Here is a 13,167-nt window from a genome sequence, read left to right as displayed (position 1 = left end):
GATGTCATTGCTCGATCATTTTGCTACAGAGTTAGATGAGTTAAAACGACAAGGTAATTTCAGACAATTTACCCAAAATGTGCAGCATGGCCGTTTTATTACGATTCAAAATAAAACGATGCTCAACTTAGCTTCAAATGACTATCTTGGGTTGGCAGCTGATATTGATCTTCGCCAAGAATTTTTAGATTGCTATCCATTAGAACGCAGCTATTTTAGTTCTTCATCTTCACGTTTATTAACGGGCAATTTTGATGAATATGAACAGTTGGAAAATAGCCTAAGCCAAGCATTTGGTGGTCGGGCGGTTCTATTATTCAATAGTGGCTACCATATGAATATTGGTATTTTGCCCGCTGTTGCTGATAGTAAAACTTTAATTCTGGCAGATAAGTTAGTTCATGCCAGTATGATTGATGGGATTCGTTTGTCTGGTGCCCAGTATGTGCGGTATCGACATAATGATTTGCAGCATTTAGAGCAACTTCTACAAAAGTATCATGATGATGACCAGATTGAACGAATCATTGTGGTCACGGAAAGTATTTTTAGTATGGATGGCGATGAAACAGATTTAACCGCTTTAGTCCAGCTTAAAAAACGCTTTGCTAAAACCATGTTATATGTCGATGAAGCGCATTCAATTGGCGTACGTGGACAGCAAGGTTTAGGGTGTGCCGAACAATATAATGTAATTCAGGAAATTGATTTTCTAGTTGGTACCTTGGGTAAAGCGCTAGCAGCAGTCGGTGGTTATATTATTTGCCATCCAATTATTAAAGATTATCTCATTAATAAAATGCGCCCGCTTATTTTTAGTACTGCTCAACCTCCGATTGTTATGGCTTGGGCAAATTTTATTTTTCAAAAAGTATTAAACGCTCAATCTCAACGTGAACATTTAAAAAATATTAGCCAATATCTTCAACAAGCAGTGGTGCAAAAGGGGTATGTGAGTCCATCGACCAGCCATATTATTCCAGTGATTGTGGGAGAAAGTCAGGCTGCTATCGATAAGGCGAAACAGGTTCAGGAAAGCGGTTTTTATGCCATGCCTGTACGTCCACCAACAGTACCTAAAAATAGTTCGCGTTTGCGTATTTCCTTAACATCAATGGTTGAGCAACATGAACTTGAAGCATTGGTGAGTTTCCTGTGAGTTTGAATAAAAATTTGGTTGCCCAACGTTTTGCTAAAGCAGGGCAAAGCTATTCAAAGCATGCAATTGTCCAAAAACAAATTTGCCAAAACTTAACGAACTTACTAAAGCAATTTTGTCCAAGTACGATGTCACGTGTCTTTGAAATTGGTTGTGGTTCTGGCAATTTAACTCGTCTGCTTGTTGAATCTTTTCAAATTGAAGATTTAGTTTTAAATGATTTGTATGCAGAGGTGCAACAGCACTTTAATCATGAAGAACATGTGAAATGGTTAATTGGAGACGTTGAAACCTTAGAACTCCCTCAGCAGCTTGATATGATTGTTTCCGGTTCAGCTTTGCAATGGATGCAAGATTTACCACGGCTACTTCAACATTGCTATGCTGCTTTAAATGAGCAAGGCTGGCTATGCTTTTCAACATTTGGTCCTAAAAACCTCATTGAAATTAAAGAGCTAACCGGACAAGGTTTAAATTATTGGAATCTTGAAAATTGGAACAGTGCCTTAACTCAGGCTGGTTTTGAGATTTTGCATTTGGCACAGTCAGAAACTCAGCTTTATTTCGATTCGCCTAAATCTGTGTTGCAGCATTTAAAAGCAACAGGTGTAACGGCAACTGCTCAGCATCGTTGGACTAAGCAATCTTTACAGCAGTTTTATCAAGATTTTGACCGGTTTAAGCACGCCGAGGGGTACTCCCTAACATATCACCCGATTTATTGTATTGCCCGGAGAATGAAGTAAATGAGTGGCCAGATCTATTTTGTGAGTGGGATTGATACCGAAATTGGTAAAACCTACGCGACAGGTTTCTTAGCAAAATTATGGACTGAGCAGGGTAAAAAAGTAATTACCCAAAAACTCATTCAGACAGGTAATGCTGATATCTCAGAGGATATCCAGAAGCATCGTGAAATTATGGGGCAAGGTTGGTTTCAGGAAGATCATGACAAGCTGACTATGCCGGAAATCTTTAGTTATCCTGCTTCACCTCATTTAGCAACGCGTCTTGATAACCGAGAGATCGATTTTCAAAAAATTGAAAATGCGACTAAAACATTGGCTGAGCGTTTTGAAATTGTATTGTTAGAAGGTGCAGGTGGCTTAATGGTACCTTTAACCACCAGTTTACTTACTATTGATTACGTTGCTCAGCATCAGTTTCCTGTTATTTTGGTGACGTCTGGTCGTTTGGGGAGTATTAACCATACATTGCTTAGTCTCGAGGCACTTAAGTCACGTGGTCTGAAATTAAAAGCTTTGGTTTACAACCTAAAAGATGAATCAAAAGATCCATTAATCTCTCAAGATACTTCAAATTATTTGAAAGACCATTTAGCCATTCATTTCCCTGAAGCTGAGTGGATTGAACTAGCAAAAATGAATGAATTAAAAAATTAGGCCATAAAAAACCGCTCTAAATTGAGCGGTTTTTTGATTTAAAAGCTTTACTTAGAACTTTTTAAATCCACGATTAAAACCAGTCGATTTGCGCTGATTACCTGTGTTAGCTGGCGCTTCTTTTTCATCATCACGACGTTGCTGACGTAAGTAACCACCACGGCGTGCTGCCATTGGCTTTTCTGTCATACGTTCGGTGCGACGTTTTGCCATACCAAATAAGCCTGTACCTTGACGTGGTTTTAACTCAACAGATTTTGCCAAGTTATCGATGTCAGTTTTGTCGAGTTCCATCCAGCGACCAGTACGTAATTCGCGTGGTAAAATGACAGTACCGTAGCGAGTACGCAATAAGCGGCTTACTTTAAGGCCTTGTGATTCAAAAATACGGCGTACTTCACGGTTACGGCCTTCTTTCACTACAACTTGATACCAGCGGTTAATACCTTCACCACCAATTTCAGAGAAAGATTCGAATTTGGCAGGTCCATCTTCAAGCTCTACACCATTGACCATGTTTTGACGTAATTGTGGTGTTACTTCACCCATTACACGTACAGCGTATTCACGTTCAATTTCATTAGATGGGTGCATTAAGCGGTTAGCAAGCTCGCCATCGTTTGTAAAAAGTAATAAACCTGTACTGTTAATATCTAGACGGCCTACCATTACCCAACGGTCATTTGCAATTTGTGGTAAATGATCAAATACGGTTGGACGCTTTTCAGGGTCATTACGTGAACAGATTTCACCCTCTGGTTTATAATAAATCAGTACACGACGACGAATTTCATCTTCGATCTGGAACTGAACTTTACGGCCATCAATGCGTAATTCATCGCCTGGTTCAATGCGCTCGCCAACTTGGGCAACGCGGCCGTTCACACTCACGCGTCCTGCGGCAATAACCTCTTCCATATATCGGCGAGAACCTAATCCGATTCGCGCTAATACTTTTTGCAATTTTTCACTCATGACAGCACAACCTTAGACATAATGATCAACAGTCCACCTCTTTATGACTTCGGTGCATTTGCATCGAGAGCCATAAATGCTTCCTTGGCGTTCTGCAGGGGAGGCAATTGGCCTAGAGAGGCTAGACCAAAAGCATTCAGAAATTGAGGCGTTGTAATTAGCAACGCAGGTCTTCCGGGTAAATCTCTAAAACCGGCTTCTTTAATCCAGTTCCAGTCAAATAGCGTTCTGAGAATCTGACTATTATTAGATACACCACGAATTTGTTCAATATCAGCACGTGTGACCGGTTGATGATACGCAATGACAGCCAACGTTTCTAGTAATGATGGCGACAGTTTTGTTGGTCGCTCTGGCCAAATCTGCGCAATGATATTGCGATATTTGGATCTTACCTGAAAACGAAAGCCCTGCGCAGTTTCAATCAACTCAATGGAACGGCCATGTTGTAAAAGGGCAAGCTGTTGTAAAAGCTGACGAAGCTGTTGTTTGTTATATTGATTATTAAATGCTTCTTTTAAACGGGCAATTGAGACAGGCGCTTCACTAGCAAAAATAATGGCTTCAAGCTGTAATAAAACTTCATGATGAATATCAGCTAATGACAAATCATTATTATTTTGTTCAAAACTGCTCATATTGAAGACCCTTGAATAGCTAGTGGAGCTTCAACTCCTGTAGCAATAATCTTAATCTTTTGTTGTCGGGTCAATTCTAAAACAGCCATAAAAGTTACAACCATTCCCATACGGCCTTGTTGGGGATTAAGTAATTCTTTAAAACTTAACACGTCGCCTGACTCTAATTTCTCTTCAATATAAGCAATACGTTCTTCTAACAGTACAGGCTCTTGCGCAATTGTGTGTGCTACAGGTTCCGGACGGTTAAATACACAGAACAAAGCATCGTGTAATGCTGAAACATCATAACCTTCATAAACAGGTGCAATATGACCTAAGCTTACATTGGCACTGAATGTATCACGGTCAAGAACTGGCATTTGGCCTAAACGTTCAGCGGCTTGTTTAATGCGTAAATAAGTTTCGAGTCGATCAATAAGATCTTGTTTAGGATCTTTTTCGATACTCACTACAGTAGGCTTAGGTAAAAGTAAGCGAGATTTCAAATCAGCCAATAAAGCAGCCATGACCATATAGTCGGCAGTCAGCTCAATGTTTAAGGATTTCATACTATCCATATAAGCCAAATATTGAGTTGCAATAGGAGCAATATCAAGCTGGATGAGATCAAAACCGTTTTTTTGAATCAGATAAATTAAAAAGTCGAGTGGTCCTTCAAACTGTTCGAGCAAAATCTCAAAGGCAGCTGGAGGAATATAAAGATCCTCAGGAATCGTATCGTGCCACTCATCTAAAACACGGATGTGTGGAACGTCTTCCATGGATTGATGAAGTGATTGGTTCATTACGATTATAAGCCACGCGAATTTTCAAAAGCATGAGACTTGTTTTTCAAGTCAATAAGAGCTGTAGCAGAAGAACAGCAGATAGTGAGAAGCATTCTAAAGGAATTGTGACTTTTAATAAATTGCTTAACGACTAAAGTGTAAAAAAAATCCAAACTAAATAAAGAGTATTTTTTTTCTTGATAATGCTTTTTTTTAAACTATTGGTAAAAAATGAAAAGTAAGTACTTATTCAAAAGCACTTACATCACCGACACCACGACGAATAATTTCAGGATGCTCACCTGATAAATCGACAATACTCGTGGTTGTTAAAGTACCAAAACCGCCATCAATAAAGACATCAATACGCTTAGCTAATTGATTTTCAATATCGTAAGGATCATCTAGTGGATCTTCTTGCCCCGGTAAAATTAATGTACTGGTGAGTAAAGGTTCACCGAGCTCTTTTAATAAAGCCTGACAAATTGGATTACTCGGAATACGTAGACCAATCGTTTTCTTTTTAGGGTGCATTAACCTACGTGGAACTTCACTAGTTGCCGGTAAAATAAAAGTCGTGATGGCGGGTGTATTTGCCTTTAATAAACGGTACGTCGCATTATCAACTTTGGCATAAGTCGCGATATCTGATAAATCGCAACACATAATTGCATATTGATGCTTAGGACCTAAACCACGAATCTGGGCAATCCGTTCCATCGCATTTTTATTACCAATCTGGCATCCGATTGCATAGGCAGCATCGGTAGGGTAGACCACAACATCTCCGGCACGAATACGCTCAACCGCTTGCTCAATGAGGCGTTGCTGTGGATTTTCAGGATGTACATGTAAATGCAGCATATTTTAGAGACTCCATCACGCCATTATTAAAAATAGTATTAGACCTTTCAAACTTATGAAGCAAGTAACTTACGTAGTTTTTTTGTCATTTAATCAAGGAGTTCACGTTTAAATTCATTTAATTGTAATGCTGCACCTGCTCGCGTACATTGGCAAATACATTCAATGAATCTTGCTGCATCGGCAGGCAGCTTTGCTTCACCAGAAAAGTAACGTTGAACTTGGGCATAAACATTATCTTTAAACTTTCTGCCATCTCCACCATCGCCCGTAAGGTTATCTAGGGAGACTCTGAATTTTCTGCCAAAAGACTGTGCAAATAACCATTCAATGGCTTGAGGTTTGATTTCTACTTGTTCAAATAAATCTTGCTGTTCTTTAGTTCTGCCATCTGGCGCATACCAATAACCTAAATCGGGTAATAGGCGACGTTTTGCACCTGCAATCGTCCAATGGCTAATTTCGTGAAGAGCACTATTGAAAAAACCATGAGCAAATTGAATTTTCGCTGGCTCATGATCGTTCGCCGGGAAATATTCTGGTTCAAATTCTCCACGAACTAATGTCACATTATGGTGGGAAAACCAGTGATTAAAGTGTAAAATAAGCCAATCAACTTGCTCAGACTCTAATTTTGAGCTTGGCCATGGTGAGAGTTGCACCACGTCAGGTAAAAGAGGGTTCTGGTGGGTTGAATGGGTGCAAACGAGTAATGAAGTGTTAACTTCAGGTTGCGGCTGCAACAGGTGCATTGCTTAATTTACCCCGAGTTCTGTCTAAAGAAGTACAAAATTGTATCTTAATCTTTGACAGAGTACCGATGAATTTGTAGAATTGCCGCCTTAATTATGTCAGCAAATACCTTTCCGGCACAGATTGAGCCGTTTAAATGGGCTGAACAAGGCTTTACATGGTCAGGTCAACTGCCATTGTCTCGCTTTGCTCGTATTGCTCGTGAAGCTGTTGGGTCAATTGATAACCAATTGATCAACATAGACTGTAAGCTATCAATGGATGCCTATCATCGCATTGTGTGGTTAGATGGTCACATGGAAACAAAAGTTCCAATGGAGTGCCAACGTTGTTTGGAACCTGTTGAAATGCCAATTGTTTCTGACTTTCATATTGCACTTGTAGATGATGAGTCACTGATAGAGCGCTTGGATGAGGATGCTGATTTCATCGTTTTAGGTGAAAGTGAGTCTTCGACAAAAGGTGATTTTGATACACCTGCCTCGATCAACTTACTCGCATTACTAGAAGATGAACTGTTATTGTTGATGCCTTTATCTCCCAAGCATGATGCTTGTGAACATAAACATCAACCTACCATTCAGAACGTTGTCGAAGAGAAAAGGGATAATCCGTTTGATGTTTTGGCAGGTTTGAAGGGTAAACTTAACTCATAATTTGTGTTATGATTATGGGATAAGACAACTGAATTTGTTCTGATCCATTTTTTCGATCTTTGTAAGGAGCCATCATGGCCGTTCAGCAAAACCGTAAAAGTCGCTCTCGCCGTGACATGCGCCGTTCACATGACGCTTTAACCGAGAATGCATTAACAGTAGACCAAGCAACTGGTGAAACTCATCGTCGTCACCACGTGACTAAAGACGGTTTCTACCGTGGTCGCCAATTATTCGCTAAAGCAGCTGATGCTGAATAATTGCATGATATGCATTAAGCGTGATGCTTAAGTATAGAAAAAATGGGAGCGAAAGCTCCCTTTTTTTGTTGTTTTTCGCAATTATAAATATACAAATTAAATGTTAAATTTCCGCTCCAGAGAAATGAGTGAAAACCCAAAAAGGATTTCTTATGTCTGCTAAACGTCTTGAACAAGTAGCTTTAGCCACAAAAACTGCATTTGTGTTTCCAGGTCAAGGTTCACAAAAAGTTGGTATGCTCGCTGAACTCGCAGAACAGTTTAGTGGAGTTGGGCAAACTTTTGCCGAAGCTTCAGACGCGCTAGGATTTGATCTTTGGCACATTGCACAAAGTGGTGAAGGTTTAGACCAAACAGAAAATACCCAGCCTGTATTATTAACTGCCAGTATTGCTTTATGGCGTTTATGGTTAGATTTAGGTGGTTTAGCCCCTAAATACCTTGCAGGTCACTCTTTAGGTGAATACAGCGCTTTAGTTGCAGCAGGTTCAATGAGTTTGGCGGATGCAGTTAAGTTAGTTAATTTGCGTGGAAAACTCATGCAAAATGCTGTTCCTCAAGGGGAAGGCGCTATGGCTGCTATTCTTGGTTTAGCTGATGATAAAGTAGTTGAATTGTGCCAGAGCGTATCTGCATTAGGCCAAGGTTCAGTTGAAGCAGCAAACTATAATTCACAAGGTCAAGTTGTGATTGCTGGTAGTACTGCATCTGTACAGCAAGTTATGGCATTGGCAAAAGAACAATCTGCTAAAGCAATTGCTTTACCGGTTTCTGTTCCATCACATTGTTCATTGATGAAGCCGGCAGCAGAAAAATTTGCAGAAGCTTTGGAACAAACTGCCATTGAGCTACCTACCATTCCTGTAATACAAAATGTCAACGCGGGAATTGCTACCGATGTTGCTCAATTACGTCAGGCTTTAACAGCACAATTGTACCAGTCTGTACAATGGACACGTACCATGCAGTCTCTACAAGACCAAGGTATTCAGTACATTGTTGAGTGTGGCCCAGGTACAGTATTGAGTAATCTCGCAAAGCGTTTACCAAATATTGAAAAAGCTTTTTCTATTGATAGTAAGAGCAAAATGGAAGATGCCCTAAATGCTGTTTTAGTGGCAGAAGGAAAAATTGCATGACACAAGAACGCAAAGTTGCATTAGTAACGGGCGCGAGTCGGGGCATTGGCGCTGCAATTGCCCAGCAACTTATTCAAGACGGTTATTTTGTCGTAGGTACTGCGACTTCTGAATCTGGTGCACAAAAGCTAACTGATAGCTTTGGTGAACAAGGTGCAGGTTTGGCTCTCGATGTGCGTAATCTCGATGAGATTGAAGCAGTCGTGTCTCATATTGAACAGAACTATGGTCCTGTACTTGTTCTCGTTAACAATGCAGGTATTACGAAAGACAATTTGTTGCTTCGTATGTCGGAAGATGATTGGGATGACATCCTTAATATCCACCTTAAAGCCGTTTATCGTTTATCTAAACGTGTGCTTAAGGGTATGACGAAAGCACGTTTTGGTCGCATTATTAATATCAGTTCTGTTGTAGCTCACTTTGCAAACCCAGGCCAAGCAAACTATTCTGCTGCTAAAGCAGGTATTGAAGCATTTAGCCGTAGTCTTGCAAAAGAAATGGGTAGTCGCCAAATCACTGTAAACAGTGTGGCGCCAGGTTTTATTGCGACAGAAATGACAGATGCACTTAGTGAAGACATTCGCAAAAAAATGAGTGATCAAGTGGCTTTAAATCGCTTAGGCGAGCCACAAGATATCGCAAATGCGGTGAGTTTCCTTGCAAGTGATAAAGCAGGTTACATTACCGGTACGGTATTACATGTAAATGGTGGTTTATACATGGCCTAACGCCGATGTATAAACTTTTAAAAATTTTTATATTCAATTAAACTAGTGGCAAATCAAACGCCACAAGCAATGAGGAGAATTCCTGTGAGCGATATCGAACAACGCGTTAAACAAGCGGTTGCAGAACAACTTGGTCTTAAAGCTGAAGAGATTAAAAACGAAGCATCTTTCATGGATGACTTGGGTGCTGACTCTTTAGATTTAGTTGAACTTGTTATGTCTTTCGAAAATGACTTCGACATCACTATCCCTGATGAAGATTCAAACGAAATCACTACAGTTCAATCTGCAATTGACTATGTAACTAAAAAACTTGGTTAATTCGCATATTGCTGATTAAAAAAGAAGGCCACCGTAAGGTGGCTTTTTTTATACGAGTCAGATAATTGATAGAGATACATATTTTTACAAGATCAACCTCAATTGATAGCAGAGGTGTCTCTTTTTTCAAGTATAACAATAAGGGTCAGTTTAATGACTTTACTATAAACAATAATATGAGGACTAAAAAATGGGTCTTTTTGATTTTGTAAAAGGTATTGGTAAGAAAAATACCGCACCAGCAGAACCACAAGCAGCTCCAGCAACACCAGCAGAACCTTCTGCACAAGAAATTGCGAATAAATTATTGGGATTGATTAAAAGCTTAGGCCTTGGGGTGGAAGGCTTATCTGTAACATATAATGGCTCAACTGACACTGCTATTATTAAAGGGCAAGTCCAAAGCCAAGCAGATAAAGAAAAAATCATTCTTATTGTGGGTAATGTAGATCATGTGGCACAAGTAGATGACCAGATGACTGTTGCAACTCCTGAGCCAGAAAGCAAATTTTATACAGTGAAATCTGGCGATAATCTTTCAAAAATTGCCAAAGAGTTTTATGGTGATGCCAATCAATATCAAAAAATCTTTGAAGCGAATAAACCAATGCTGAAAGATCCAGATGAGATTTTTCCAGGACAAGTTTTACGTATTCCTCAGTAATAGGAATATAAAAAAAGGCGCTTAAAGCGCCTTTTTTATTTATTGGTTAAAACCGTTTTGGAATCTTTTGTCCATTGGGTACAGGTGTTTCAGCATTTTTTAACACACCAAATAACCATGTTTCTGCATGTTGAACTGCAATTTTTAAAGAGTCACCTAGAGCTAAACGACCTGCAATGAAACTCGCTAATGAACAACCTGAGCCATGATACTCACCTTCAAGGCGCGGACATGTACTACTTGCTGCAAGCTCGCCATCAATATATAAACTATTTTTAATAAAGTCAGGTGTATCTTCGTGTCCACCTTTCACTAATACAGCCTTGGCACCCATTTCAAATAACTTTTGGGTTGCCTGATCTAAGTCGGTAACGCCTGTTAAAGCGCGCAATTCAACTGTATTTGGAGTAATGAGTGTCGCTGGGGGAATCAGTTCAACAAATGCTTTAACTAAAGTTGCTTGGTCTCCTAACGAACCGCCACTGTTTGCAACTAAGACAGGGTCAAGTACATATTGATAGTCAGGATGAGCACGTAAAAATTCGGCTAGAGCCGCAATATTGTCGGTAGTGCCTAGCATGCCAGACTTAACACATTTAATGGGTAAATCGCCTACAACAGCATTTGCTTGGGCTAATAATAGTTCTTTTGAGGTTGCTTCAAAGCCAAATACTTGTTGAGAATTCTGAATGGTGAGGGCTGTACATGCAATTGCTGCATGTGCACCACTTTGTCCAATCGCTTCAATATCGGCTTGTAAACCTGCACCACCTGAAGGGTCTAAACCCGAGAAACAAAGTACGGTTGGACGCACGGTTATTTCCTTTTCAATTTAAATTTACGTTAGTATAAGAGAGTTTAATTAAACTCTCGACCAATTGAATTAAATACTTTACTGGGTTAGTGATTGAATGGCTATAAAACATATTTTGATTGATTTAGATGGAACCTTAACAGACCCTAAAGTTGGTATCCATACATCAATTCGTTATGCAATGGATAAGTTAGGTTATCCATTAGCTGCCGATTTAAATATTGATTGGACGATTGGCCCACCTTTAAAAGCGTCATTAGCAAAATTATTAGCTACTCAAGATGATGCACTAGCTGAGCAAGCTTTACTTGCTTACCGTGAGCGTTTCTCGGTGATTGGTTTATTTGAAAATGAAGTATATCCATCTGTTGCGGAAACACTTAAGGCCTTAAAAGCAGAAGGGTATCGTTTGTTCGTTGCTACTGCTAAACCAACGATTTATGCAAAACGAATTTTAGATCATTTTGATTTAAGCCAATATTTTGTACAAATTTACGGTAGTGAATTAACGGGTGAGCGGACCAATAAAGCTGAGCTTATCCATTATATTCTTGAACGTGAGCAATTAAACCCAGAAGAATGCTTGATGGTGGGTGATCGTCAATATGATGTTTTAGGCGCCCGTCATAATGGTATTGAAGCGGTAGCGGTGACTTATGGTTATGGGACACCAGAAGAACTTACTCAAGCACAACCTAAAGCAAAGATTACAAAATTTTCTGAACTTTTAGATTATGTTGAAGAACAGGCCGCACAAAAGAAAGTTTCTTAAATTTCAAGAATTATAATTTAGAGGTTTGACCTGCAAGTGAACAAGTCAAACCTTTTTATTTATTTTTAAATACCGTGTTGTTGACGATATTGTACAAGCTCTTCAATTGTAATCACGGTTAAATGATGAGTTTGAGCATATGCTAAAACTTGAATTCCTGATGCCATTGTCCCATCCGGATTGGTTAATTCACATAATACTCCAGCAGGTTTTAAACCAGCTAATCTTGCTAGATCAATAGTCCCCTCCGTATGACCTCGACGGGTAAGCACGCCACCATTACGTGCGCGTAATGGGAAAACATGGCCTGGACGGTTAAGATCACTTGCAACAGCACCATCTTTAATAGCAGTTTTAATTGTGGTTACACGGTCTTTAGCAGAAACGCCAGTGGTAACGCCTTGAGCAGCTTCAATAGTCACTGTAAATGCAGTATGAAACTGACTTGAGTTTTGAGAAACCATTGGTGGAAGTTCAAGATGATCAGCTAACTCTTCAGTAAGGCATAAACATACGATACCTGAGCCATCACGAATCATACGTGCCATGGTCTCAACAGTTAGGGTTTCTGCTGCAACAATTAAATCTGCTTCATTTTCACGATCGAAGTCATCCATCACCAAGACAGGTTTGCCTTGACGGATATCTTCTAATGCTTGTTGAATGCGTTGCTCAGCAGGAGAGAGGGCTGAGAAAAAAAGTTCTGGTTGAATTAAACTAGACATAATGAAACGCTCTCGTAAGAATACGGTTGAACATTTCAGGACTGATGCAAAAACAGGCTGGCACTGAAATAAAATGGATTTATTCCAGTTCGTCGTCTTCTTTCATCCGGACTATACCGTCGGCTTTGGAGTTTCACCAAATCTGCTCAAATTACATAATTTAAGCTCGTGGGCTTGTTAATTTAACAATAAAAATTAACTTTACCACCGGTGGGGAATTACACCCCGCCCTGAAGCGATGGGTTTTATTATAGCGCGCTTGGCAAAATTGGCTAGATGCTTTTGTAGAATGCTAAGTCTCTTTATGAATAAGTATTTTCATAAATTGAAATAGGCTTTTTAACAAGAGCTTACTTGTTGAGCTTAATAGTGAATGTTATGTTTTTTCTAGAAAATGGCTTTGTTGCACAAACCTATCTCTAAAGGCTTATTCCACAATATAATTTTCAAATGAATAAGTCGACACCTAAAATTTATCGCACAACCAATTGGTCTTCATATAACCGAGCTCTCATTAATCGTG

General features: G+C 39.5%; 17 protein-coding genes and 1 riboswitch. Of the genes, 10 read left to right on the top strand and 7 right to left on the bottom strand.

Features of this window, described 5'->3' with window-relative positions; genetic code table 11:
- The first annotated feature begins 1 nt into the window (after position 1).
- From NQ782_RS15330 to bioD, 3 genes are read left to right on the top strand one after another with little or no spacing between them, the layout of a single operon-like run.
- Complete coding sequence (locus NQ782_RS15330) at positions 2 to 1,159, top strand: 8-amino-7-oxononanoate synthase (RefSeq protein WP_057094053.1); 1,158 nt, start codon at positions 2 to 4, stop codon at positions 1,157 to 1,159.
- Positions 1,156 to 1,905, top strand: a complete 750-nt coding sequence (bioC, locus tag NQ782_RS15325) for a malonyl-ACP O-methyltransferase BioC (protein ID WP_057094051.1) — start codon at positions 1,156 to 1,158, stop codon at positions 1,903 to 1,905. Before NQ782_RS15330 ends, bioC begins: the two co-directional genes overlap by 4 nt.
- Positions 1,906 to 2,562, top strand: a complete 657-nt coding sequence (gene bioD, locus NQ782_RS15320; RefSeq protein ID WP_000016592.1) for a dethiobiotin synthase — start codon at positions 1,906 to 1,908, stop codon at positions 2,560 to 2,562.
- A gap of 51 nt (positions 2,563 to 2,613) precedes the next feature.
- On the opposite strand, the gene rluB is transcribed toward bioD, so the two are convergent.
- The 5 genes from rluB to NQ782_RS15295 all read right to left on the bottom strand — a co-directional run bounded on the left by rluB (position 2,614) and on the right by NQ782_RS15295 (position 6,561).
- Positions 2,614 to 3,537 (bottom strand): 23S rRNA pseudouridine(2605) synthase RluB, encoded by a 924-nt coding sequence (gene rluB / locus NQ782_RS15315; RefSeq protein ID WP_001291249.1) that lies wholly within the window; start codon positions 3,535 to 3,537, stop codon positions 2,614 to 2,616.
- A gap of 41 nt (positions 3,538 to 3,578) precedes the next feature.
- Positions 3,579 to 4,175 (bottom strand): SMC-Scp complex subunit ScpB, encoded by a 597-nt coding sequence (gene scpB / locus NQ782_RS15310; protein ID WP_000093856.1) that lies wholly within the window; start codon positions 4,173 to 4,175, stop codon positions 3,579 to 3,581.
- On the bottom strand, positions 4,172 to 4,963 hold the full coding sequence (locus NQ782_RS15305; RefSeq protein ID WP_057094049.1) for a ScpA family protein: 792 nt from the start codon (positions 4,961 to 4,963) through the stop codon (positions 4,172 to 4,174). Before NQ782_RS15305 ends, scpB begins: the two co-directional genes overlap by 4 nt.
- A 228-nt stretch (positions 4,964 to 5,191) precedes the next feature.
- Positions 5,192 to 5,809: an L-threonylcarbamoyladenylate synthase gene (locus tag NQ782_RS15300; RefSeq protein ID WP_000902820.1), complete on the bottom strand. Its 618-nt coding sequence runs from the start codon at positions 5,807 to 5,809 to the stop codon at positions 5,192 to 5,194.
- Positions 5,810 to 5,898: 89 nt separating this feature from the next.
- Complete coding sequence (locus NQ782_RS15295) at positions 5,899 to 6,561, bottom strand: elongation factor P hydroxylase (RefSeq protein ID WP_000550438.1); 663 nt, start codon at positions 6,559 to 6,561, stop codon at positions 5,899 to 5,901.
- Positions 6,562 to 6,657: 96 nt separating this feature from the next.
- Between NQ782_RS15295 and NQ782_RS15290 the strand changes: the two genes are divergently transcribed.
- The 6 genes from NQ782_RS15290 (at position 6,658) to lysM (ending at position 10,333) form a co-directional block, all read left to right on the top strand.
- Entirely contained in the window at positions 6,658 to 7,218 is a 561-nt protein-coding gene (locus tag NQ782_RS15290; RefSeq protein WP_001275712.1) for a DUF177 domain-containing protein, read from the top strand.
- A 74-nt stretch (positions 7,219 to 7,292) separates the two neighbouring features.
- The gene (gene rpmF, locus NQ782_RS15285) at positions 7,293 to 7,478 is read left to right on the top strand and encodes a 50S ribosomal protein L32 (protein WP_000290730.1); all 186 of its coding nucleotides are present in this window, start codon (positions 7,293 to 7,295) and stop codon (positions 7,476 to 7,478) included.
- A 152-nt stretch (positions 7,479 to 7,630) separates the two neighbouring features.
- Positions 7,631 to 8,617, top strand: coding sequence for an ACP S-malonyltransferase (fabD, locus tag NQ782_RS15280; RefSeq protein ID WP_001274814.1), 987 nt, complete (start codon positions 7,631 to 7,633; stop codon positions 8,615 to 8,617).
- Positions 8,614 to 9,348, top strand: coding sequence for a 3-oxoacyl-ACP reductase FabG (gene fabG / locus NQ782_RS15275; RefSeq protein ID WP_000191300.1), 735 nt, complete (start codon positions 8,614 to 8,616; stop codon positions 9,346 to 9,348). The genes fabD and fabG overlap by 4 nt, the downstream gene beginning before the upstream one ends.
- A gap of 84 nt (positions 9,349 to 9,432) precedes the next feature.
- Positions 9,433 to 9,669 (top strand): acyl carrier protein, encoded by a 237-nt coding sequence (gene acpP, locus NQ782_RS15270; RefSeq protein WP_001279871.1) that lies wholly within the window; start codon positions 9,433 to 9,435, stop codon positions 9,667 to 9,669.
- Between the two features lie 190 nt (positions 9,670 to 9,859).
- Positions 9,860 to 10,333 carry a peptidoglycan-binding protein LysM gene (lysM, locus tag NQ782_RS15265; protein WP_000522216.1) on the top strand — a complete coding sequence of 158 codons (474 nt, stop codon included), beginning with the start codon at positions 9,860 to 9,862 and terminating at the stop codon, positions 10,331 to 10,333.
- Positions 10,334 to 10,379: 46 nt separating this feature from the next.
- Here lysM and NQ782_RS15260 read toward each other — a convergent pair whose 3' ends face one another.
- Positions 10,380 to 11,147, bottom strand: a complete 768-nt coding sequence (locus NQ782_RS15260; RefSeq protein ID WP_057094047.1) for a hydroxymethylpyrimidine/phosphomethylpyrimidine kinase — start codon at positions 11,145 to 11,147, stop codon at positions 10,380 to 10,382.
- A gap of 97 nt (positions 11,148 to 11,244) precedes the next feature.
- Here NQ782_RS15260 and NQ782_RS15255 point away from each other — a divergent pair, with 97 nt between their 5' ends.
- Positions 11,245 to 11,919 (top strand): HAD-IA family hydrolase, encoded by a 675-nt coding sequence (locus NQ782_RS15255; protein WP_000985172.1) that lies wholly within the window; start codon positions 11,245 to 11,247, stop codon positions 11,917 to 11,919.
- Between the two features lie 65 nt (positions 11,920 to 11,984).
- Here the strand turns inward: NQ782_RS15255 and ribB are convergent, their stop codons facing one another.
- Positions 11,985 to 12,644, bottom strand: coding sequence for a 3,4-dihydroxy-2-butanone-4-phosphate synthase (gene ribB, locus NQ782_RS15250; RefSeq protein ID WP_000096537.1), 660 nt, complete (start codon positions 12,642 to 12,644; stop codon positions 11,985 to 11,987).
- Between the two features lie 90 nt (positions 12,645 to 12,734).
- A riboswitch (FMN riboswitch) is annotated at positions 12,735 to 12,885 on the bottom strand.
- Between the last annotated feature and the right edge of the window lie 282 nt (positions 12,886 to 13,167).

The organism is Acinetobacter sp. BD54 (assembly GCF_044778325.1).
GTDB lineage: Bacteria > Pseudomonadota > Gammaproteobacteria > Pseudomonadales > Moraxellaceae > Acinetobacter > Acinetobacter baumannii.
Note: the sequence above shows the minus strand (reverse complement) of the source record. Positions and strands in the feature narration are given on the sequence as shown.

Bases quoted from the DNA above. Each gene is read 5' to 3' on its own strand.
- NQ782_RS15330 (WP_057094053.1), top strand. From the start codon at position 2: ATGTCATTGCTCGATCATTTTGCTACAGAGTTAGATGAGTTAAAACGA.
- bioD (WP_000016592.1), top strand. From the start codon at position 1,906: ATGAGTGGCCAGATCTATTTTGTGAGTGGGATTGATACCGAAATTGGT.
- rluB (WP_001291249.1), bottom strand. From the start codon at position 3,537: ATGAGTGAAAAATTGCAAAAAGTATTAGCGCGAATCGGATTAGGTTCT.
- scpB (WP_000093856.1), bottom strand. From the start codon at position 4,175: ATGAGCAGTTTTGAACAAAATAATAATGATTTGTCATTAGCTGATATT.
- NQ782_RS15305 (WP_057094049.1), bottom strand. From the start codon at position 4,963: ATGAACCAATCACTTCATCAATCCATGGAAGACGTTCCACACATCCGT.
- NQ782_RS15300 (WP_000902820.1), bottom strand. From the start codon at position 5,809: ATGCTGCATTTACATGTACATCCTGAAAATCCACAGCAACGCCTCATT.
- NQ782_RS15295 (WP_000550438.1), bottom strand. From the start codon at position 6,561: ATGCACCTGTTGCAGCCGCAACCTGAAGTTAACACTTCATTACTCGTT.
- NQ782_RS15290 (WP_001275712.1), top strand. From the start codon at position 6,658: ATGTCAGCAAATACCTTTCCGGCACAGATTGAGCCGTTTAAATGGGCT.
- rpmF (WP_000290730.1), top strand. From the start codon at position 7,293: ATGGCCGTTCAGCAAAACCGTAAAAGTCGCTCTCGCCGTGACATGCGC.
- fabD (WP_001274814.1), top strand. From the start codon at position 7,631: ATGTCTGCTAAACGTCTTGAACAAGTAGCTTTAGCCACAAAAACTGCA.
- fabG (WP_000191300.1), top strand. From the start codon at position 8,614: ATGACACAAGAACGCAAAGTTGCATTAGTAACGGGCGCGAGTCGGGGC.
- lysM (WP_000522216.1), top strand. From the start codon at position 9,860: ATGGGTCTTTTTGATTTTGTAAAAGGTATTGGTAAGAAAAATACCGCA.
- NQ782_RS15255 (WP_000985172.1), top strand. From the start codon at position 11,245: ATGGCTATAAAACATATTTTGATTGATTTAGATGGAACCTTAACAGAC.
- ribB (WP_000096537.1), bottom strand. From the start codon at position 12,644: ATGTCTAGTTTAATTCAACCAGAACTTTTTTTCTCAGCCCTCTCTCCT.